This is a genomic window from Pseudoalteromonas sp. ECSMB14103 (assembly GCF_000813065.1).
Lineage (GTDB): Bacteria > Pseudomonadota > Gammaproteobacteria > Enterobacterales > Alteromonadaceae > Pseudoalteromonas > Pseudoalteromonas marina.
Genome location: NZ_JWGY01000009.1, coordinates 68,801 through 90,998, shown reverse-complemented (window position 1 = coordinate 90,998; position 22,198 = coordinate 68,801). Strand labels below are relative to the sequence as shown.

At 39.5% G+C, this 22,198-nt stretch carries 21 protein-coding genes; 12 read left to right on the top strand and 9 right to left on the bottom strand.

Translation table 11 applies throughout. From position 1 onward, the window contains the following. Positions 1-25: 25 nt before the first annotated feature. From RF53_RS14555 to RF53_RS14545, 3 genes are all read left to right on the top strand, one after another. A complete protein-coding gene (locus tag RF53_RS14555) occupies positions 26-766 on the top strand; it encodes a SapC family protein (protein ID WP_039038099.1) in 741 nt (246 codons plus the stop codon). Then, positions 759-1,478 (top strand): DUF6445 family protein, encoded by a 720-nt coding sequence (locus tag RF53_RS14550; RefSeq protein WP_039038098.1) that lies wholly within the window; start codon positions 759-761, stop codon positions 1,476-1,478. The genes RF53_RS14555 and RF53_RS14550 overlap by 8 nt, the downstream gene beginning before the upstream one ends. 325 nt (positions 1,479-1,803) lie before the next feature. Continuing rightward, positions 1,804-2,232, top strand: coding sequence for a DUF6491 family protein (locus RF53_RS14545; protein WP_039038097.1), 429 nt, complete (start codon positions 1,804-1,806; stop codon positions 2,230-2,232). A gap of 129 nt (positions 2,233-2,361) precedes the next feature. Here RF53_RS14545 and RF53_RS14540 read toward each other — a convergent pair whose 3' ends face one another. Beyond that, entirely contained in the window at positions 2,362-2,856 is a 495-nt protein-coding gene (locus tag RF53_RS14540) for a phosphatase domain-containing protein (protein WP_039038096.1), read from the bottom strand. 89 nt (positions 2,857-2,945) lie between these two features. On the opposite strand from RF53_RS14540, the gene RF53_RS14535 reads away from it, so the two are divergent. The 3 genes from RF53_RS14535 to RF53_RS14525 all read left to right on the top strand — a co-directional run bounded on the left by RF53_RS14535 (position 2,946) and on the right by RF53_RS14525 (position 7,229). Next, complete coding sequence (locus tag RF53_RS14535) at positions 2,946-5,183, top strand: exonuclease domain-containing protein (RefSeq protein ID WP_039038095.1); 2,238 nt, start codon at positions 2,946-2,948, stop codon at positions 5,181-5,183. 136 nt (positions 5,184-5,319) lie between these two features. Continuing rightward, the gene (locus RF53_RS14530; RefSeq protein WP_039038094.1) at positions 5,320-6,213 is read left to right on the top strand and encodes a hypothetical protein; all 894 of its coding nucleotides are present in this window, start codon (positions 5,320-5,322) and stop codon (positions 6,211-6,213) included. A gap of 62 nt (positions 6,214-6,275) precedes the next feature. Continuing rightward, entirely contained in the window at positions 6,276-7,229 is a 954-nt protein-coding gene (locus tag RF53_RS14525; protein ID WP_039038093.1) for a hypothetical protein, read from the top strand. On the opposite strand, the gene RF53_RS14520 is transcribed toward RF53_RS14525, so the two are convergent. Further along, a complete protein-coding gene (locus RF53_RS14520) occupies positions 7,213-8,559 on the bottom strand; it encodes a S8 family serine peptidase (RefSeq protein ID WP_039038092.1) in 1,347 nt (448 codons plus the stop codon). The two genes, RF53_RS14525 and RF53_RS14520, sit on opposite strands and share 17 nt — an antisense overlap. Before the next feature lie 139 nt (positions 8,560-8,698). Here RF53_RS14520 and RF53_RS14515 point away from each other — a divergent pair, with 139 nt between their 5' ends. From RF53_RS14515 to RF53_RS14505, 3 genes are read left to right on the top strand one after another with little or no spacing between them, the layout of a single operon-like run. Further along, a complete protein-coding gene (locus RF53_RS14515) occupies positions 8,699-9,190 on the top strand; it encodes an RNA polymerase sigma factor (RefSeq protein WP_039038091.1) in 492 nt (163 codons plus the stop codon). Then, positions 9,187-9,927, top strand: a complete 741-nt coding sequence (locus RF53_RS14510) for an anti-sigma factor family protein (RefSeq protein WP_039038090.1) — start codon at positions 9,187-9,189, stop codon at positions 9,925-9,927. Before RF53_RS14515 ends, RF53_RS14510 begins: the two co-directional genes overlap by 4 nt. 25 nt (positions 9,928-9,952) lie before the next feature. Further along, on the top strand, positions 9,953-10,465 hold the full coding sequence (locus tag RF53_RS14505; protein WP_039038089.1) for a CC0125/CC1285 family lipoprotein: 513 nt from the start codon (positions 9,953-9,955) through the stop codon (positions 10,463-10,465). A 17-nt stretch (positions 10,466-10,482) separates the two neighbouring features. Here the strand turns inward: RF53_RS14505 and RF53_RS14500 are convergent, their stop codons facing one another. Then, positions 10,483-11,367: a DMT family transporter gene (locus RF53_RS14500; protein ID WP_039038088.1), complete on the bottom strand. Its 885-nt coding sequence runs from the start codon at positions 11,365-11,367 to the stop codon at positions 10,483-10,485. Between the two features lie 103 nt (positions 11,368-11,470). On the opposite strand from RF53_RS14500, the gene RF53_RS14495 reads away from it, so the two are divergent. Beyond that, a complete protein-coding gene (locus RF53_RS14495) occupies positions 11,471-12,001 on the top strand; it encodes a sel1 repeat family protein (RefSeq protein WP_039038087.1) in 531 nt (176 codons plus the stop codon). On the opposite strand, the gene RF53_RS19300 is transcribed toward RF53_RS14495, so the two are convergent. Genes RF53_RS19300 through dinG form a run of 6 tightly spaced genes read right to left on the bottom strand, consistent with a single transcriptional unit; the run spans position 11,998 to position 16,838 of the window. Further along, positions 11,998-12,150: a YbaM family protein gene (locus tag RF53_RS19300; RefSeq protein WP_006793581.1), complete on the bottom strand. Its 153-nt coding sequence runs from the start codon at positions 12,148-12,150 to the stop codon at positions 11,998-12,000. The two genes, RF53_RS14495 and RF53_RS19300, sit on opposite strands and share 4 nt — an antisense overlap. Beyond that, positions 12,134-12,415, bottom strand: coding sequence for a late competence development ComFB family protein (locus RF53_RS14490; protein ID WP_006793580.1), 282 nt, complete (start codon positions 12,413-12,415; stop codon positions 12,134-12,136). The genes RF53_RS19300 and RF53_RS14490 overlap by 17 nt, the downstream gene beginning before the upstream one ends. 51 nt (positions 12,416-12,466) lie before the next feature. Beyond that, the gene (locus tag RF53_RS14485; RefSeq protein WP_039038086.1) at positions 12,467-13,366 is read right to left on the bottom strand and encodes a histone deacetylase family protein; all 900 of its coding nucleotides are present in this window, start codon (positions 13,364-13,366) and stop codon (positions 12,467-12,469) included. Positions 13,367-13,376: 10 nt separating this feature from the next. Continuing rightward, positions 13,377-13,985 carry a primosomal replication protein gene (locus RF53_RS14480; RefSeq protein WP_006793578.1) on the bottom strand — a complete coding sequence of 203 codons (609 nt, stop codon included), beginning with the start codon at positions 13,983-13,985 and terminating at the stop codon, positions 13,377-13,379. A 1-nt stretch (position 13,986) separates the two neighbouring features. Then, positions 13,987-14,763, bottom strand: a complete 777-nt coding sequence (locus tag RF53_RS14475) for a TSUP family transporter (protein WP_039038085.1) — start codon at positions 14,761-14,763, stop codon at positions 13,987-13,989. Further along, the gene (gene dinG, locus RF53_RS14470; RefSeq protein ID WP_039038084.1) at positions 14,763-16,838 is read right to left on the bottom strand and encodes an ATP-dependent DNA helicase DinG; all 2,076 of its coding nucleotides are present in this window, start codon (positions 16,836-16,838) and stop codon (positions 14,763-14,765) included. Before dinG ends, RF53_RS14475 begins: the two co-directional genes overlap by 1 nt. A gap of 60 nt (positions 16,839-16,898) precedes the next feature. Between dinG and RF53_RS14465 the strand changes: the two genes are divergently transcribed. Next, positions 16,899-19,259: a DNA polymerase II gene (locus tag RF53_RS14465; RefSeq protein ID WP_039038143.1), complete on the top strand. Its 2,361-nt coding sequence runs from the start codon at positions 16,899-16,901 to the stop codon at positions 19,257-19,259. Between the two features lie 331 nt (positions 19,260-19,590). After that, positions 19,591-22,185, top strand: a complete 2,595-nt coding sequence (locus tag RF53_RS14460) for a TonB-dependent receptor (RefSeq protein ID WP_052242905.1) — start codon at positions 19,591-19,593, stop codon at positions 22,183-22,185. Positions 22,186-22,198: the final 13 nt, after the last annotated feature.

Sequence of the window (22,198 nt, the reverse complement as noted above, 5' to 3'; positions counted from 1 at the left end):
ACATAAAAACAATAAAGAGACACGCATGGAAAATTTAGTCGCATTAGAGCAAAGTGCTCATCAGCATATAAAAATAGATACACAAAAAGCACAATCACACGCTAAAAATCTTAATATGATCCCCGTAGTTATGGCGGAGCTTAGCCAAATTGCCGTTCAGCAGCCTATAGTTTTTGCAAAAAACTCAGAAACAGGCGAGTTTACACTCAATGCTTTATTAGGCTTTGAGCAACATGAGAACTTGTTTTATCAGCAATCACAGTGGCAGGGCGTATATTTACCGCTTCAGTTACAGCGTCAGCCATTTTTTGTTGGTGATACGCATTCGCAGCAGACGCAATACCCTGTGTGTATTAATTTAAACAGCCCTGCAGTAGTTGATAGCTCTGCGCAAAGCGAAAATAATTTAGAACCAATTTATACCCAAAGCGCAGAAGAAAGTGGCTATTTTAAACAAATAAAGCAGTGTTTAGGGCATTTACTACAAGGCGAATTAGACAATAAAAAGTTAATTGATGCGTTGTTAAAGTATGAACTACTACAGCCATTATCGCTTGAAGTAACGTTTGAAAATAACAAAAAAACAAAGTTAAACGGCCTATACACTATTAATCAAGAAAAGCTCTCACAACTTAATAGTGATCAAATTACGCTTTTACATCAAAGTGCTTTATTACCTGCCATTTATACAGTAATAACCTCACTTGGTCAGATATACCCATTAATAGAGCGTAAAAATGCGGTGCTTAATTTAGCCGATGATTGATTTTACACTTAACAAAAATATGGTGTTACACATACACACTGTAGGGGAGGAAAAAACCCCAATAATTGTTATTGATGATTTTGTTAATAATGTAGATGCGCTAATTAATTTTGCTGTGTTTTCTCAAAATACGAGGGAAACATTTTACGCACAAGAAAGTGATTTTTATCCAGGAGTAAGAAAAGCAGCACCGCTTAGTTATATAGAGCAGCTAAAAGCACTGTCGCCAATTATTAATTCACACTTTAATATGGCAGATAAAAGCGAGTTTGATGTAATACTTTCTGCCTTTTCAATTGCATGCACTGAACCTGATAAACTCAGGCCAATACAAATGCTTCCCCATTTTGACACACCTAATATGAACCAACTTGCTATGGTGCATTTTTTATGTGATGAAACACATGGGGGTACTTCATTTTACAAACATAAAGCCCTGGGGTATGAACGCATAACAAAAGAGCGACTCATGCCATTTAGGCAAGCTATAAAGCAACAAGCCATGGCACAAAAGCTTCATAAAAACCCACATTATATAAATGGCAGCACAGCTTTGTTTGAGCAAATTTTCAGTGTAGAGGCAAAGCTAAATCGGGTTGTTATATATCCAAGCAACTTATTGCATTCTGGTAATATAAATGCGGCTAACGATTATGCTCGCGATCCAATTAATGGGCGTTTAACTATTAGTAGCTTTGTGGTTCTGTGCTGACTATTAATGTGTTGTTTGCAGCGGGTAGACGCTAATTCATATGATTATAAATTGATTTTTATAAATGGTTTTTAGAATTCATATATCTTAAAGTTATAAAAGGGGATTTATTGCCACCTCTTTTATAAAATAAAATACTTTAAATTTACCTAAAATGTTAACAAAAAGATGACAAAGATAAAATAATATTCTACTGTAAGGTTGACTGTGTATTTTTTGTTCTTCTTAGAGTGAGTGTAAAAATTAAGCTCTACTAAGTTGTATGTTTTCGCAATAAATATACATTTGTAATCTACCTAATTATTTTAATTTATAGGGATAATTTATGAAAAACATTTTAGTTATTACATTAACAGCAACAGTACTTTTAGGCTGTTCAGCAACAAGCAACATCTCACTGAAAGAAAAAGACCAAGCATATGCAAAGTACTTGTCTGAAGAAAACCTAGCAGGTGAAGATAAAATTAATAGCTTTAGGTTCAAAGGTTGGAAACCACTATCTGATAAATTTTTAATTATTTCGGCGGCACATAAGAAAGATTATTTGATTGAGACTCAGGGTACTTGCCATGATCTTAATGAATCACATGGAATTGAGTTAAACCGCTTTTCTAATTTTGTTATACATAAGGAAGGGGATTCAATTTCTACCATTGAACAACCTACAAAAAAATGTTTTATAAAATCGATTTACCCACTTACTGCTGGCCAAACAGAGCATTTAGAAAGTATTGGAAATCCTATCCAAAGTTGAATTTAATAACAACAATAATAGTTGACCTTTTAAGGTCAACTATTATTTAAGAAACGTTGAATAAACGCATTTTTAGTTCTAGATTTAAAATCAAAGCCATGCCAGGTTAATGTTACACCTCGTAAATACCTAAATCATAAACTCTTCAAAGTACTCTTTTTGTAATTCTATAGTCAGTGCTTTAGGGCGAATACCTTGTACTAAGCTGTACACTTCATCCTTTGTGTAACCTGCTGAATTTAAAATAAGCGCAGCAACCAACCCTGTGCGGCCAGTGCCGCCTTTGCAATGTATGGCAATGGTTTGTTTTTTCTGTATGGCTTGTAGTATATCTGTTTTGTGGGTGTTCCAACTTGATGTAAAAGGCTGTTTGGGTGCTTCGTCGTCATTTATTGGTAAATGAAACCAGGTTATATCGTGCTTTTTGCACTCACTATTAATTGTTTGTACGTTGTTTTTTTCAAGCTCCTTTTGCGGCATAAGCGATAACAGCATGTGAGTGCCAGCGGCTTTTAATGTAGCGATTGAATCCGCTAGGTTTTGCGTTTTTGTACCAGGGCAAGGCGTAAAAATAATATTTGCGCCGTTATTGAGTGATAAAACATCGTATGGGTGCGCGCTCATGGTAAGTCCTTTATTTTTAGTAAATTTACTTTTATACGCTCACTATAGCGTGTTTTAGTTACAAGTTTAAGATTGAATAATAAGCACAAATGCTAGATACTGTTTTTATATACAGTTGTGGCGGTATTATGAAAAAAGAATTACCAGCAAAATACTATTTAGCGCATTTTAGAGAACTTATTGAGTTTGTAACAAGTAAATGTATGCATTTACTTGAGCCTAAACATAGTGAATTTATTAGTAAAATTAACCAACTAGATGAGCAAAGCCAATGCATGTTGGCGCGTGTGTATTCGCGCAAACCTTATTTAGTGCAGGCGCAATCGCTTAATTATGAAGAAATAACTTCGCCGCATCAGGCTATTTATACGCTAAAAACAGCGGGTATTTTATATGAGCCAAACGCAAAGCATTACAAGCAGCTTATAGCGCATTTAACCAAGCCCATACTGGTGGAGTTACTCAGTAATTACAGTGAGCAAGTAAGCTTTAAGAAAAGCGCAGCTAAAGGGGAGTTGGTCACTATTGCGTGTCAGTTTTTTAGTGAGCGCGCAGATGATTTAGCCCCTTTATATAGCCAATATGTGATAAATAACCGTGAAGATTATTACGAGTATTTTGAGTTTTTATTTGGAGGGCGCTTAAGTAGTGGCGATGTAAACCATCAAAACCGCTTTGTTATGCGCGATTTAGGGTTAACCGCTACCCGCGAAGGGCACAGCGAGAGCTTATCGCGCTTTAACACACTAGCTGAGGCGCAATCTAATTACGTTTTAAATCGTTACCGTTTAGCGTTTAAAAACATTGGCAAAACAGCCGGTAATACAAAAGATGAAACCTTTGATGACAAAACACCTTACACCGAGCTTGCGCATTTAGTTTTAGCGCAACCGGCGCATGGCGCACAAGCGCACGACATTAAAAACAAACTGCTGGTTAGGCTGTACAAACAGCTTAAAAATACCGATAGCGAACTTGCCTTTAGCCTACTTGAAGGCTGCACCGATTACGCTGAAGCCCAAGAAATTCAAATAAGAGAGCAATACCGTCTAGGTAATAAAGCGTGGGTAAAAGCGCAGCTAGAGCAAATTATAGAAAACCCGCTCACCGACGATTTACTGTACTTTGCTGATGATTTTTTAATGCGTAAGTTTAATAAACAAACGCGTTCGCGCTTAAGTACTATGCTGGCCGACACCCAGTGTGTGCTGGAAATTGACGAAATTTACCGAGGCGATGTAGAGCAAGGCGTAAATGAGTATTACAGTGCAAAAGGGTTAACGGTTTTTAATACCGAAAACACCTTATGGCAAAGCTTGTTTGGCTTAGTATTTTGGCACGAGTTATTTATTGAGTCGCCATACCCGCCGTGTAATGAATTTGATATTTACCCGCAAGTTTTACAGCTTGGTAATTTTTATGAAGCACAAAGCACGCAAATTGACGCACGTTTAAAAAGCTGTAGCACTAATCAGGCGCTGCTTAATTTGGTATGCAAACATGCCGCGCAGTATTTTGAGCAGCCCAATGGTTTATTTAGATGGCGCAGCAATTTATTAGAGCCACTAGAGGCACTTATTTTAAACAGCCCGCTTGAAGCGTTAATTGCGCACTTAACGGCTATGAGCAAACACTATTTACAGTTAAAAGATGGTTACCCCGACTTAATGGTTATTAATAATGGCCAAGTACATTTTGAAGAGGTAAAAGCCCCAGGGGATAAGCTTAGGCGCAACCAACTTACCACTATTGATAATTTAAAAAATGTAGGTTTTACAGTACATATTGCTGCTGTTAAGTGGTTTGTAGACCCTAACCGTATTTACAGCGTAGTTGATATAGAAACCACGGGCGGCTTAAAAGGCGGTAACCGTATTACCGAAATAGGCGTAGTTAAAGTGCAGCACGGTAAAGTGATTGATACCTGGACGACTCTTATTAATCCGCAGCGCCATATCCCAAGCTTTATTACTAAATTGACCGGCATAAGCGATGGCATGGTTTACAACGCACCTGTATTTGCCGATATAGCACAGCCACTACTAGATAAACTCGCAGGCAGTATTTTTGTAGCCCATAACGTAAACTTTGATTACGGTTTTATAAAAAAAGAATGCGAGGTTGCAGGGCACTTTTTTAAAATGCCAAAAATGTGCACCGTGGTTGAATCGCGCAGAGCGTTTAAAGGCTTAAAGTCGTATTCGCTTGGTAACCTTAGCGCGTATTTTAATTTAAACTTAACCAGCCATCACCGCGCATTGACCGATGCTACCGCCACTGCCGAGCTGTTATTGCTGATCCAAAACAGTGAAACGCTAACGCAGTAAACGAGTATTTTATATTTAAGAGCATGAAAATTAAGTAATTAAGTAACATTATTATAATTTTTTATTTATTTTTGGAATAAAGTGTTTTTGTAAATCGTCTTCTTTATGTCAATCCGACAAACTAGAGGACAAAACAATGACTAAATTAAATAAAATTGTAAGCGTAATGATGTTAAGCGGTGTGTGTACTTTTACAGGTGCAGTGCACGCCGCAGATATTGAACTATCTCAGTCAACGTCGGCGCAGCAACAAACATCTACATCTATTACGCTTTCACAAAATGGTTTAACAGCCAGTGGCAGCAACGAGTCAAACGTATCTAACGATACACAAGTAACGGCTGATGACTCGCAAAACACAGATTCAACGGCGAATAACACGCAAACTCCAGCGCAAGAAAGCAGTGAGGCCGCAGAGCCTGCAAATAAATTAGTTGCATCTGCAAGCGGATCTTTAAATAATGCATTAAATGCATCGGCCTCGTCTTTAAATGCCACAGCCAATTCCACAAGCAATACAACAGTCAATACAGCGCTTGATGCAACAGCGCAGTTAATCTCATCGGCGGGTAATTTAACAACCGCTGTGAGCCAGTCGTCATTACTTTCTCTTACCTCTGAGCAAGGCGCTCAGCAAGACACTACCGACACACCAGCCGATGCCTCTTTACTTTCAAATGTGGGCAGCGCTACCGATTCAGTTACACAAGCTGATGCAACAAATGCGCTTAATGCCGGTGAGCTTACAAACCAATTAGCAATTACTAATACGGCTGCAAACTCAGTGAGTTCTGCACTGCAAGTGGGTGATGCAATTAATACCAGTAATGAAGTAGTAAGCAGTGTTCAGCAATCTTTAATTGCCAGTGTGCAAGATAGTACGGTTAGCAGTTTACAAAGCACGGTACAGCAAAGTGTTAGTGGGCAGGTGAGTGCAGCGGTCACTGATCAAATTAGTAACGATGTAGCACTTAGCACCGCAAGTGAAGTAGTAACCAACATTACTAACGATTTAGACCTAGGCCTTTAATACGCCAAGTGCTTGCACAAATGCCGAATAGGGAAACCTATTCGGCCTGTTGGAGAATAAATATGAAAGCAGTTATAACCGCCACTTTGTGTGTTTTTAGTGCTCAAGCGGTGCTTGCACAAACTAACCACATTAAAACAGCTGAGCAAAATAAGCCCTTTAAAAGTAGCTTTGAGCTAAATGCAGATGCAGAAGTTGGGGTATTAAGTAACTCGGCGCTCTCTGTTCAAGAGCTTGACGATATTTCGTCGCAAAGCGACAGCGGCATAAAAACCGCAGCCGGTGTTAATGCAAAATGGCAATTAACCAAAAGCGCTAAATTAACCTCAAGCTATAAGTTTGAACAACAAGACTACGATGAGTTTGATCAATACGATTTAGATCTGCATCAATACGGTTTAGATGGCAGTTATAGCTTTAATAGCCATGAGCTAGGGGTTCGTTACGATGGGGCAAAAGCAAATGTAGATGGCGATACATTTTTACATTTTAATCAAGCCAGTGCCTACTATGGCCATTTTTTAAACCCGCATACGTATTTGCGTATGAGTGTAAAAACCAAAGCTAAACGTTTTGCTACTGCAAAAGCACGTAATGCCGACGGCGTAGGTGGCGATGTAGCGCTTTATCATTTTATAAATAATGGCCAAACCATGCTAATGGCAGCGCTAAGTGCTGATAAAGAAAACGCCGACGACAACCAATACGACTTTAACGGCTACGGCTTTACTACTAAAGTTACGCACAAATTTACGGCCTTTAATGTAGCGAATAAAGTGGGCGCAGGCTGGCGTTATCAAAATAAAGATTACGATGAGCAAACAACGGATGATTTTTTTGAGCAAATACCGTCGCGAGATGAGCACAGAAATGTCGTTAATGCGTTTTATAACCTAGCTGTGTTTGAGCACGTAACACTAATAGCCGAGGCTGAATATGGCGATTATCAATCAAAGCTTAGTAGCAATACCTATACGCAATCGGTTTTATCGGCGTCAGTTAAAGTGCACTTTTAGGTGGGTAAATAGCACCATAACCAAAGGTGGTGTCTTTGCCTTGCTCGCCTAAATCGACGGCCAGCGAAGTAAGCTCGTTAAGTGCTTTAGTTTTATTATTACCATGCTTTAACAATAAACAACTTAATGCCGCGCTTACATGCGGCGCCGCCATTGACGTACCCGACTCCCTCCCAAATTTTCCATTGCCTTGGCTTGTAACAACATTTACACCAAAGGCTGTAAAGTCTATGTAATCACCTTTATTTGACCATCTATAAATTTGGTTATTTGCATCAATAGCACTTACCGCTATCACGCTTTTATACGCACCTGGGTATAACGGCTGCGACGCCGGCCCTTGGTTACCTGCAGCGGCTACAATTAACACGTTTTGTTTTATTGCTGCAGTAATACTTGCTTCTAAAACTGCGTTATTTGGCCCTGTTAGGCTCATATTTATTACGGGTATTTTATTACTGACTAGCCAGTTAAGTGCTTCTACTATGGCAAATAATGTAGCCCCTTGAGCATATTCAGATTGCCTATAAAACACCTCGGCACTGTAAAGCATGGCACTGCCTAAAAGCGGGTTAAGTTTTGCGCCTTTACCTGTAATTAGCCCTGCAATGGCGGTGCCGTGTAAATTTGGCGAGCTTAACCCTTGTGGTAAAAAGCTTTGCGTGGTGATATTTGCACCTTCAAAAGCACTGTGTTTGGTATTAATGGCGCTGTCGATCATGCCAATTTTTACGCTTTGTGTGCAGTAGGGGGCAATAGAGTTATTTGGTGTTACTTTTTCGGTAGGCTCGCCAGTTTGCGCCTGGTATATGTGGTTTCGGTCAAGTATTGCAGACTCATCTAAGTTAAGTGCTTTTAATAACTCACTTTTAGAATTAACACCTTGGGGCACGTTAAAGCGCACTAAGCTCATGTTTAGTGCGTTGTAATTTTTTACCGATACAATGGTTACATTTTGCTGCTTTAGGGTATTAAGTTGTTGGCTATTTGCCATTAATAACCATTGGCGCTCTATTGCTCTAAAGCCGTTTTCTAGCTCTACTTCAACAAATGCGGTATTTTGGCTATTTATATTAATGTTAAGCACATTGGGTAAGCTGCTAATTGGCTCACTAATTTGCGCTTTTAGTTCATCAATCGACACTTGTGGTACAGGCACCGGAAGCGGCAGGCGCTGTGCTCGTTCTATTGTTTGCTCAATACGCTGCTCTATTGGGTTTAACTGCCCAAGCACTTGATCGACTCTCACTATATTGGCAGAACTCGTTGCGCTAAATATGCAAAGCGAAGCGGCTATTATGTGTTTAACGCGTGTGTTTTTAATATTCATAGTGGGTTACTTCTATTAAATTTATCATGCTTGTAGTTAACGTTTAACACATAAAAATATTTCATTATTCAAATTATTTTGATTATTTGGGAATAAATGTTTTTTTGAATCGTCTTCTTTATAAAAGGGGTAAAAATCAATGAACGAAACATTAAAAACCTTATTGCCCATGCTTAGGCGTTTTGCCTATTCGCTAACGGGTAGTAAAGCAGATGCAGACGATGTAGTGCAAATAACAATTGAAAAACTATTAGTAAAAGGCATTCCGGATGACGTTGAGCCTGCTAAATGGGCGTTTAAAATTTGCCGCAATGTGTGGATAGACGAATACCGCTCACGCAAGGTAAGGCAAAATACGGCCCAGGCCGATATATTACCAGAGCCAATTACAAGTAATGAGCACCAAACGCTAGAAAACAAACAAATGCTTAAAAATGTAAATACAGCACTTGGGCAATTACCCGAAGAGCAACGTGCCATTGTATCGCTGGTGGCAGTGCAGGGCATGGCCTATAAAGACGTAGCACATACACTCGATATACCTATAGGCAGTGTAATGAGTAAATTATCGCGAGCACGAAGTACACTTTATAACTTAATAAAACCCGACTTTAAAAAGGAGCAAGTATGAACATTAACGACGAAACACTTAGCGCCTTTTTAGACTCAGAGCTCAGCGAGCACGAAATGGAACAAGTGCGTAAAGCCCTTGAAACCGATGATGAACTAGTAATGCGACTTGCAGAGCTAAGCGAAGTAGACATGCGAGTAAAAGAGCACGCAACAAGTATTGATGACGCCCCCCTTAGTGACTCATTAGCTAAAACGGTTGCAAAGCTTGATACAGCAACGACAAAAAACACGTCGAATAGCAATGTAGTAACGTTAACGCCTTGGCAAAAGGTTAAGCACTCGGCTAATAAAGGCTTAGCAATAGCTGCAAGCGTTGCCGTGGTATTTGGTATTGCAATGACCAGTTATTTACAACCCAATGAGTCGCAAAATTTAGTAGCCAGTAGCATAGCCTCAGCCCTTAATACACAGCTAAGTAGTGGAGAGTATGAGCAAAGTGATGGCTCAGTATTTAGCGCGCAGCTTAGTTTTAAAAATCAGCAAGGTGAGCTTTGTAGGCAGTATGCACTAAGTTCAAACAATACAACGCAAACAAGTATTGCATGTAAAACGCAAGGCGGTTGGCAAATTAAAGCGCAAACAGCTACGCAGCAAAGTAATAATGGCGCGCAATATCAAACGGCGTCTAATAACAGTCAGTTAGATGCTGTTATAGATAGCATGATCAGCGGCGCACCACTAGATAGAGCGCAAGAGCAGCAAGCAATTAGCGCAAAGTGGCAGTTAAACAAATAATAATGTGTATAAAACGAGGTGAATTATGAAAACATCTATTTTAATTATCAGTATTTTACTTATGGCGGGGTGTGCATCTAAACCTGATTACCGCGCCGCGAATAATGGCTCACAAGGTTACAGCGAGCAAAAAATTAGCGACGATCAATACAGAGTAGAGTTTAAAAGTGTGTCAAACAACGTAGCAGATGCCGGTGACTATGCATTGTTACGCGCGGCTGAACTTACCCAAGCGCAAGGCTACGACTGGTTTGTTGTTACGAATAAAGAAACCTTTGTTGAGTCTAAATCGCAAGCGCCCGCGTCAACTATTAGTGCATCACACAGTCAGCAATATGAGCGAAGCTGCGGTTTATTAACTTGCGAAACACGCGCACGCCCAACAAGCAGTGTAGGCGTGCAGGTGAGCAACAATGATAAACGCAAAGAAGTACACACCCTGATTGATATTAAAATGGGCAAAGGCATTAAACCCAGCGACAATAGCTATAGCGCACAAGACTTAATTGAAAACTTAAGCAAAAAAGCACAAAAGTAAGCGCTTTGTAAAAGCACTTAGCGTGTTTTAGCTAGGTGCTTTTTTCGCGGTAAAAATCCAGTAACCAGCATAGTGCCCACAATAACAAATAAAGCGCCTAGTAACGTGTTTGGCCCAATTTGCTCATCTAAAATTAAATGTCCCCAAAAAATGCCAAATAGCGGAATTAAAAACGTGACCGTTAAAGCTGAGGTTGGGCCTATATCTTCAATAAGTTTAAAAAATAAAATATAAGCAAGCGCTGTACACACTACGCCAAGGGCTAAAACGCCAAGCATAACGTTGGTGGTTGGTACTTCACGCATTGGCATAAAAAGTATAAGGGGCAGTACCATAAAACTTGCTGCCCACATTGAGCCGTGTGCGTTATCAAACGGTGCAAGCTTTGGCGCATTTTTTGTGTAATGAGATGCAATGGCATAACAAAATGAAGCGCTTAGCGCTGCTACAATAGCAATAAGTGACTGAGTATTTAGTATAAGATGGTTTTGCCCAACTAAAATTGCCACACCTACTAAACCCAACAGCAAGCCTAAAACCATACTCTTAGTTGGCTTGGTTTTACTCCAGATAATACCCACAACTGCGCCCCAAATAGGCGTTGTAGAATTTAAAATAGATAACGTAGATGCGCTGATAGTTTGCGCGGCATAAGCAAAAAGTAAAAAAGGCAGGGCGGAGTTAAGAGCGCCAATTATAAAAAAGTGCTTTTTGTGTTTAGTAAACGCCAAGCGACGTTTTAAATACAGCGCAACTATAAATAGTGTGAGTGCCGCAAAGCCTACTCTAAATTCTATTAAGACTGCGGGCCCTAAACTAGTGGCGGCCATGCGCATAAATAAAAATGACGCGCCCCAAATTGCAGCCAGAAAAAATAATCGAAGTAAACTTGCTAAGCTCATGATAATATTTTAATTATACGAATAGAGTTATAGAATAACAGGCTTTACGAAGAGTGTAAGCCAGATTCGGTACTCGCATATTAAAAATAATAAAGGATTAGTTATGGTTAGGTGTTTACTGGCTACAGTAATTTTGGCTGTGAGTTTATTGAGTGGGTGTGGGTCGACCCCAGTTACTTTATACAGCGATAATACAATGAAGAAAAAAGAATACAACGGTATTAAAGCCTATAAAAATGGGCTGTACGAGCAAGCTTTTAATGATTTAAAAGAGCCTGCAGCACTTGGGTATAAAAGCGCACAATACACCCTAGCGTTTATGTTTTTAAAAGGTCAATATTTAGACCAATCAACCAAACTTGGCATGGGGTGGTTAGGTGTAGCTGCAGAAGCTGGCGTTGAAAATTGGTCATATCAATATGATACTTTCTATGCCGCTGCAACATTAGAAGAGAAGCAGCAAATAGATGCAATTGTTGCGCTCTACATTGAGCAGTTTGGTGTTAAAGCTCAAAACATGACTTGCCGAAGGTCAACATCAGCTAGAAGAACATTTGGCGAAATTAAAATTGATTGCACTAAGCGTGACGGAGCGGTCACTGTGTATGAAGTAGACACAGTTGAAAGAAGCTAGTTGTTAACTAGCTTCTTTTCAAAGTCACTTTTTACTATATCGAGCGCTTTTAAGACTTCTTCAGGCTCTACGTCGTGTTGCTCCAGTATCATAATTAAATCAACAGCGAGTTTAATATGCGTTGGAGCTTCCTCAAGAGGGTTGGTCATTTAAGTTTTTCTTTTTAGATATTTGACTAATAGCCACATCAATAGCGGTTTGAACACGTTCTTCCATGTGTATGCGTTCAGCTTGTGGTAAATAAAACGCCATATCTACGTCGTAACGAATGTAACGAGGTGGCAGTTGGTTTAACACGGTACAGCAAAAGTCGGCCATAACGTCGTCGTCATATTTTTCGTCTAGTTTTCGTTTTATGATTTCTTCAACAACAATTTTTTCGTAATAGTTATGTATATCGTCGTGTAATCGCATGTTCCTACCGCTTTGTTATGTTCCATTTAAGTAAGTCTATACTAAGGATTGTTATAAATCGATAGCCGCTTTAAATAGTTGTTTATGCACATTGATTAAGCTGTCTAAATTACGTTGGTAACCGCCGCCTAAACCACACATAAGGGGAATGTTATGTTGCTTACAAAAATCAAGAACAAAAAGATCTCGTTCATAAACACCTGTAATAGATACATTTAATAAACCTAGCTCATCTTTTGTGTAAATGTCTGCGCCCGCGTTGTACAGAATAATATCTGGCTGATGGATACTTACACACAGCGCAAGTGCGTGTTGTAATGTGTCGATATACTCATCGTCGCCAGATTTAGCAGGTAAAGAAAAGTCGTAATCAGATTGCTGCTTTAAACGCGGAAAGTTTTGCTCGCAATGAATTGAGCAAGTAATGATATTTTTATGGCTTTGCTGATTAATAATCTGCGCTGTGCCGTCGCCTTGGTGCACGTCGCAATCAAAAATCAGCACAGTTTTAGCTTTATGAGTATTTAATAAGTGTGTGGCCGCTATGGCTAAATCGTTAAATATACAAAAACCACTGCCGTAATCGCTATAGGCATGGTGATAACCACCGCTTAAATTGCAGGTTAGTCCGCTTTTTAAAGCCTCTTCTGCTGCTTGAATACTCCCACCGACAGACAGCAATGTTCGTTCAACTAATTGAGCCGAATAAGGAAAGCCCATCTTTTTTATCGCTTTATCAGATAAGTTCCCAGTTAAAAAATTATTAATATATTGCTCGCTATGACAAAAGGCCAATTGCGAGGGGCGTGCCTTGGCGGGCTGCTTGAATGCGGTTGGTAAAAAGCCTAAATGTTCTATTTCGGTTTTAAGCCGTTGATATTTTTGAATTGGAAAGCGGTGCTTTTCGGGCAAAGGCAAATTTGAATAAAGAGGGTGGTAGTATAGCTGCATGAAAAAAGGGCTAACGGAGTTGCTGTTTTTCTACTTGTTGTATTTTATCTTCAGTGGCTGAAATGGCTTTTCTGCATCGACCTAAACGTGCGTGAGTACTTAATATTTCAAGGTTAAGCTTTTGAGCTTTTGCTGGGGATGCATTTTCCATTTGCATTTTTCGCTCTTCTATCATCAGCATTAAGCGGCGTTCAAACTCATGGTTTTGTTTTAACTCGTCGTAAAGTTCATGAGAAGACTGCATCACTTTTTTTACAGCTTGCTTATAAACAGCTTGTTTTGGGCGAGGTTTAAACCGACTTTTATTTTCTTTTTCCCAAATTGGTGTTGATTTAATGACATTAAATACGGCCTGGACTTGCGATGCAATTCGCTCTAGCGCGTAGGTATAAGCATGGCGGTGATCGCTTGGTGGTAAGCTTGCTACTTCTTCTTCTATTTCGTTTACGTAATCAGCCAGGTTCATGCTTTTAGTTTGAAATACAGCGCGGTCAAATAGGCTAGGTTGTGCTTGCATATAACGGTTTTTAGCAAACAATTTAGCTCTGTCAAATTGCTCAGCTTGTTGCTTGAGCGAAGTAACTTGCTGTTGTAGTTTTTCTAATGCATTCACTTGCATGCTAAAAGTAAGCCTCGTAAATGAGTTTTAATGCTAAAAGTATAACCATGGTATTAAAAACAGGGCGTATAAATTTACTACCAAACCTAATTGCAGAGTGCGCACCAAACCAGGCTCCTAACATAATAAAAAAGCCCATTGTTATACCAAGCAAAAAGTTTACATGCCCTAAAGCTACAAAGGTTATAAGAGAAATAAAGTTAGACACAAAGTTCATAGAGCGGGCTAAACCGCAATTAAGAAGCAAGTTCATTTTATAAAGCATGCCGTTAGACGCGGTCCAAAATGTGCCGGTGCCTGGGCCTGCTAATCCATCAAAAAAACCGAGTGCTAGGCCTTGGACCCACTGCTTTACTTTCATTGCATTGTTGAGTTTTGGTAACTCATCACCTTGTGTGGTGCTCAAATTTCCAAATAAGCTGTAGCAGGCAACAACAATAATTATAATTGGTAGCAACTTATTTAAAAAATCGATGCTTAAATAATCAACAATAACCGTGCCTAGTAGCGCGCCTATTGCGGTTGCAATAATTGATGCCAACCAAAACTTGGGGCTAAAAAGGTTTTTTTTGTAATAGGTAAAACTTGCTGTTAACGAACCAAAGCTCGCAGCGAGTTTATTAGTACCTAATGTTAGGTGCGGTGGTAAACCGGCCGTAAGTAATGCGGGCACGGTTAACATGCCACCGCCACCGGCTATTGCATCTATAAAGCCTGCTGCCAATGCAACAGCACATAAAATTGCCCAAGTTGTCGGGTCGAGTGCGAGTTCAAACATTAATAGTCTATTTGTCTTTTAAATGGTGGTAGGGTGTCGAGCATGGCTTTACCGTAGCGTTTGGTTACTAAACGCCTATCAAGAATAGTAATACAGCCTTCGTCACTCTCTTTTCGCAGCAGTCTACCACAGCTTTGTACCAATTTCTTAGCAGCATCTGGGACTGTAATTGTTAAAAACGGATTACCGCCTTTGCTTTGCACAAATTCTGCTTGCGCTTCTTCTATTGGAGAGGTAGGCACAGCAAAAGGGATTTTTGTGATAATGAGGTTCTCTAAATATTTACCAGGTAAATCAAGACCTTCTGAAAGGCTTTGCGTACCAAATAAAATACTACCTTTACCACTATCAATATTTTGGCTGTGTTTTTTAAGCAGTGCTTCTCTCGACATCTCACCTTGTACTAATAAGTTAAAACCTTTTGTTCTAAGAAACTTTGCTACATGGTCCATTTGCCAGTACGAGGCAAACAAGACTAAGTTTGCCTTTTTAGTGCTTAAATACTCTGGCAAAGTGGTTGCTAAGTGATCGCTAAAGTCTTTATCGGTAGGTTCAACTTTAGACACGGGAATGCGTAATGTTGCCTGTTTTGGGTAATCAAAGGGCGAGGGAACCTTTATAAATTTAACGCCTTCCTCTTTTGCTAAACCACTTTCATAAGCAAAATGGTCAAACGAACCAAGTGCACTTAATGTGGCAGAACATAAAACAGCGCCGGCGCACTCGTTCCAAAGTTTGTCTTTTAGGTAGTAGCCTACTTCAATGGGGCAGTCGCTTAAAAGGTGGTCATGATGACTTTTATATTCAAGGCGTTTTATCCAACGTGCGTGGGGTATGCCTTCTCCTTTGTTGGCATAACTAAACCATAATTTATTTAGTTGCTCTAAGCGATTAATGTAGTGACCGCTTTCAGCAAGAATAGGATCGGCAACATAAGGTTTTATGTCGCCGTCGCTCACATCTTGTGTAAGGGTGTCGTGCATTTTATTTAAACAACGTAGTGCATCTTGTGTGGCTTCGCTTATATCTTTTGCTTTGCTGTGAAGCGACTTGGGGATTTCACCATGTTCAAAACGGTATGTGTCGTCTTTTGAATATTCAAAGTCAGCATTATCAAGAATATCTCGCACTACTTTTAGATCTTTATTTGCATCGTTTATACTATCGCAAAGCTTAAAGTTTTGACCTATGGCTCTTTGTCCTACTAATATTTTTGCCATTTTTCCGCTGAATTTAGTGAGCTTATCGAGCCATTCTATTGTGCCTTTAATGGTTGCTGCAGCAGACGAAAAGTCGCGTGTTATATGGGCTAAATGGTGTGCTTCATCAATTACATAAATAGTGTTGTCTGGTTCGGGTAAAATTTTACCACCGCCTAAATCTAAATCAGCCAGTAGCAAAGAGTGATTAATAACCAACACATCCATTTGCATGAGTTGTTGGCGAGCTAATTGAAATGGGCAAGTCAAATGCGCTTTCATTTGACGTTGGCAAGCATGCTTGTCGCAAGCAATTAAATTCCAAACTCTGTCGGGAATTGTATCTGCCCAGCTATCTCTATCGCCTTGCCATTTTTTATTTACGTAAGCATCGTATAGCCCTTGCAAGCATTTGCTTTCCATATCACTTAATGGAGAGGTAAGCGTTGGCATAAAGTCCATTTGAGTTTGGCTATCACCATTAACAGCATTATGTAGTTTATGAGCGCAAATATAGCGGTGGCGCCCTTTAACTAAATCAAACTTAAAGTCGAGCCCAGAATGTGTTTTAAAAAAAGGCAGTTCTTTTGCGATTAATTGCTCTTGCAATGCCACGGTAGCCGTAGAAATTACTAGCTTCTTTTTTTGTGCCAATGCTAAAGGCAAGGCCCCCAAACAATAAGCAAGTGACTTACCGGTACCTGTGCCAGCTTCTATGACGCAAATTCGTTGTTTTTTGTGATACTCACCAGCCAATGTTTTTGCAATTTCTGCAACAAGGTAATTTTGACTGCTGCGCGGCCTATAATCATTCAGGTTTTTAGCCACATGCTGATGCACTTGCCTAATAGTTTTTTTTAGAGAGTCAGAAAGCATGGAATGATTTGCCTAAAGTATGTATATAATTACAGTGTGTATATTAAGTGGGATCGTGCATTGACACAAGCAATCTATCAGGGCTTTATTTTATCAAGGCAACAATATTCGTCTAAACATAGTGAGGGGATCACACTATGCTATTGGCTTGCATCCGATCACGGCCCAATTAAAGTTGTTATTGAAAATCAGCAAGCTGTGTTTTTTATCTCACAAGATCAACAGCAACATGCCCAGCAGTTATTAGATAAAGCACGTATAAGTGTTAATTTTAAAACAATTGAAATGAGTCACTTTAGCGGCAAAGCCTGTGTTGCCTGCTATTTTAATAATACCAGCAGTATTTATAAGGCACGAACATTATTTGAAAACACCATAACTGTTTACGAGGGTGATATTCGCCACAGCGATCGCTTTTTAATGGAGCGCTTTATTAGAGGTGGTGTTTGGGTTACTGGAGATGTTAGTCAAAAAAATGGCTTTTTACTTATACAAAACGCAAAGTTGAAAGCAAATACAGATTACACGCCCAAGCTTAAGTCGCTGTCATTAGATATTGAATGTGATGGGGAAGGAGTTCTGTTTTCAATTGGTCTTGTTGGTAATGGACTTGACTGCGTTTTAATGATTGGTGAACCACACAATCATAGTGAACAAATCAACATTGACTGGTGTTTAGATGAGCTTGAGTTACTTACAAAATTACATACTTATTTAAGTAGTAATGATCCCGATATTATTATTGGGTGGAATGTAATAGAGTTTGATTTTACAGTACTTAATGCCCGTGCTGAAGCGCTTGGAATTTCCCTTAAATTGGGCAGAGATAACCAACCAATTAATATCAATACGGGGCACTATACACGCCTTACGTTGCCAGGGAGATGTGTTGTTGATGGAATTGACACTTTAAAAAATGCGACTTACCACTTTGATAATTACTCTTTAGGGAACATTGCCGAAAAAGTATTAGGTGAAGCCAAACTAATTCAATCAGACAACCGGTTAGGCGAAATTATTCGTCAATTTAATGAGGATAAACTGAAGTTAGCGGCTTACAACCGCCAAGACTGTATTTTAGTTAATCGTATTTTTACTAAATTAAACTTATATGAATTTGCTATTGTTCGCACACAGCTAACAGGCCTTGAGCTTGAACGAATGGGCGGCTCTGTGGCTGCTTTTACTAATTTGTATTTACCCTTGCTGCACCGCAGTGGTTATGTAGCCCCTAATTTAGGGGACCATGGTTTGTCTTTTGACAGCCCTGGTGGCTACGTGATGGACTCATTGCCTGGGCTTTATAAAAATATTCTGGTTTTAGATTTTAAAAGTTTATACCCCTCTATTATGCGCACTTTTTGTATTGACCCTCTAGGATTAATAAAAGGGTTAAATGCCCCTAATGATGCAATACAAGGCTTTAATAATGCAGTGTTTTCTCGTAGTGAGCATCATTTACCAAAGTTAATTGAATACCTAACTAAAACCCGCCAAAACGCCAAAGACACCAACCAACCAATGTTATCGCAAGCAATTAAAATTATTATGAACAGCTTATATGGTGTACTTGGTTCCAAGGGATGTCGATTTTATGATCCTCGTTTATCAAGTTCTATTACACTGCGCGGCCATGAAATTATGCAAACGACGCGTAAATGGATGGAGGAGCTTGGGTACAGTGTTATTTATGGTGATACAGACTCAATTTTTGTAAAAGTGGATGAGAGCTTAACTGCCCAATGCTGCAATAAAATTGGTAATGAATTGATGACTCATATTAATCATCAGTGGGAGCGGCATATAGCGAAGCATTTTAATTTAAAAAGCTATTTAGAAATTGAATTTGAAACCCATTACAGTCCCTTTTTTATGCCTACAATTCGCGATAAAAAAACGGGCTCTAAAAAACGTTACGTTGGTAAAGTAGTAAAAGGTGATGAATCTAAAATCGTCTTTAAAGGTATGGAAACCGTGAGAAGTGATTGGACTGAATTTGCCCAGGAGTTTCAAAAAGAGCTATTTGAGGCCTTGTTTGATTCACAGTTTGAAATTGCCCAACTTGACGAAATAGTAAAAGATTATACTAAGCGACTTTTTGCCGGTGAGTTTGATCAAAAGCTTGTTTACAAAAAACGCCTTGGTAGAAATCTAAACGATTACGAAAAAAATACTCCACCACATGTACAAGCGGTAAAAAAACACAAGGCAGAACATCCTGACTTTGAAGTAAGGCGCGGGCAAATTATAGAGTATGTTTATGCGATGTCAGGGGCAGAAATATTTAATGGAAAAAATGCACTTAATTACCCATTATATCAACAGAGACAGCTGGTTCCGATATCTGCAGCAATATTTGATGCCTTAGTGATAGATAATAAAAAAAACAACCTCGGTCAGCTTTTTCTGCCTGATTTTTAAGCTCTTTGCTTATTAAATTTGCGTTGAACTACAAAACTTACAAAAGTAAATATTTTAATTTGAAGTGAAAAAAGCAACAAACTGTTAATGCACTAAATTTAGATTGTGTATTTATTTGTTAATTAACAATAGTTTAAGATTTATTTTTTTTTGATGTAATTTACGTTTAGCTCTTTTTAGTAATTAATTATTAACGCAACGTTAATTCCTTGTTGACCTTGCTCTTTCACTAGTATTATCATTGAAGGCACAGTGATTGGGGTACTCAATACGTTTTGTACCGCTAGACTGAAAAAATTATAATTAATAAATGTATTCCTGGGAGAATCAAATGTTAAATAACAAAGTTTCAAAAGCAGTTCGCTTAGCGATCGCTTTTGGCGCAGCATCTACAGCTGCATTTTCAGCAAGTTCTTTTGCTGCAGAAGAAGATTCTGCAGAAAAAGTTGAGCGTATTGAAGTAACTGGTTCACGTATCAAACGTGTTGATATGGCTGGTGATTTACCAGTAACAGTTATCGACCGTACTGCAATCGAGCTTAGTGGTGAAACTTCAGTAGCTGATTTATTACGTAATACTACATTTAACAGTCTGGGTTCGTTCCGTCCGCAGTCTGGTAGTTCTGCTCAGGGCGCTACTACGGTAAGCTTACGTGGTTTAGGTTCTGACCGTTCTCTAGTTTTAGTAGATGGCCGTCGTTTACCTAAGTCAACTCTTACTGGTTCAAGCCAAGATTTAAACTCAATCCCAATGGCAGCTGTTGAGCGTGTTGAAATCCTTACTGATGGTGCTTCTGCACTTTACGGTTCAGATGCTATCGGTGGTGTAATTAACGTAATTTTACGTAAAGACTTTAATGGTGCAGAAGTTACTCTAGGTTCTGGCCGTATTGAGCATGAAGGCGGCGACCGTGAAAATGGTTCTGTACTTTTCGGTGCTTCTTCAGACAACTCTCGTGTACTTGCTGGTGCATCTTGGAGTGGTCGTGACATTGTTTACGCTCGTGACTTCCCATGGTACAGCCCAGGTGGTTCAGTTTATTCAAACAACTTCACAACATTCACAACTACAGATGGTGAAAGAGCAAGTAATTTTGATTTCTTCTCTCCAGAAGCTACATGTGAAGGCGTAGGTAATGAAAACTTCTACCGCATTGGCGCACGTTGTGGTTTTAACTTCGCAGCAGTATCTGCTGATGAAGCGTCAATCAAAAACCGCTCAGCTTTCGTTAAAGCTACATACGATGTGAACGATGACTGGAGTATTTACACAGACATCAACATCGCACAAACTAAATCATTTGGTCGTTACGCTCCAGGTCTAGATACAACAGCGTTTGACGCATCAACAGATACAGTATTTGTTAGTGCCGATAGCCCTAACAACCCAACTAACCCTAACAGCCCAATCTACGATGCTTCTCTAGAAATGGAACAGCAAGGTTTAGATTTCTGGCATCGTTTTGCTGCGTTAGGTAACCGTGACAACAACTTATCTACAGAGCTTAAAGATATCGGTTTTGGCGCTAAAGGTATGATTGGTGACGTTTCTGTTGAAACAGGTGTTCGCAAAACAATTAACGAAAGCCACAACGTAGGTACAGGTTACATCCTTCGTAGTATTGCTCGTCAATACATCAACGACGGTACTTACATGCTAAATGACCCGTTCGGTGCATCTGAAGAAGTTAGAGGCGCAATGACGGTAACTACTTCACGTACTGGTAAGTTTAACCAAGAAGAGTTCTATGCAAATGCTGCGTTTGACCTTATGGAAACTGACGCTGGTGCAATTCAAGCATTCGTAGGTTTTGAATACCGTTCAGAAGATTATGCTGACGTATACGATTCACTTTCTGCAGCAGGCCAAGTAGGTGGTTCTTCAGGTAGCAGTGCAGGTGGCGCACGTTCAGTTCGTGGTTTATTCTTTGAAACATTAGTTCCAGTAACTGAAGAGTTTGAGCTTAACTTTGCTGGTCGTTACGATGATTACTCTGACTATGGTTCAGATTTCTCACCTAAAGTGTCAGCACGTTACAACCCAATCGATGACTTAGTACTTCGCGCATCATGGGGTAAAGGTTTCCGCGCTCCTTCATTACCAGACCTAACTCAACAGCCTTCTGAATCAGCGGATTCAGTTTCTGATGAAGCTACATGTTTAGCAATTGGTGAAGCTGCAAATTGTTCTTCACAAATTAACGCATTAGTTATTGCTAACCCTGATTTAGGTTCAGAGCAGTCTGACCAATACTCACTTGGTGTTGTTTACCAAGTAACAGATGCGATTTCTGTAGAACTTGATTACTACAACATTGAAATCACTAACCGAATCCGTGCGTTCTCTGCTCAATCTATCATTGATGCACGTTTACGTGGTGACTCTGTGCCAGATGCGTTCACTGTATCTCGTTCACCAAATGGTGCTATCACTCAGCTAGTACGTGGTTTTGGTAACGATGGTAGCTTAGAAACTTCAGGTATCGACTTTAAAGCTAATTCAATGTTTGAATTTGGTGATGCTGGTACTTTAAGAACTAACTTCAACCTATCTCACATTGTAGATTACAGCACAGATGGCGGTCGTAACTTCGTTGATGATCCAGGTGTACCGCAAATGCGTCTAAACCTGTCTAACGTTTACTCTATCTCTGATTTTGATTTCACTTGGAATCTAAACCTGATTGATAGCCAGTGTGAAGACATCACTGCAGATGGTGAGTGTGAAGGTCACATTCCTTCATGGGTAACTCATGATCTACAAGTTGCGTACAACACACCTTGGAACGGTAAAGTGAGCTTCGGTGCACAAAATGCATTCGGTAAACAGCCACCACTTTTCGCTTCTGGCGGTCGTGACTACAACTTCGATCTTTACTCAGGTTTTGGTCGTACAATGTACTTAAACTTTAAACAGTCTTTCTAAGTTTTTAGTTTAG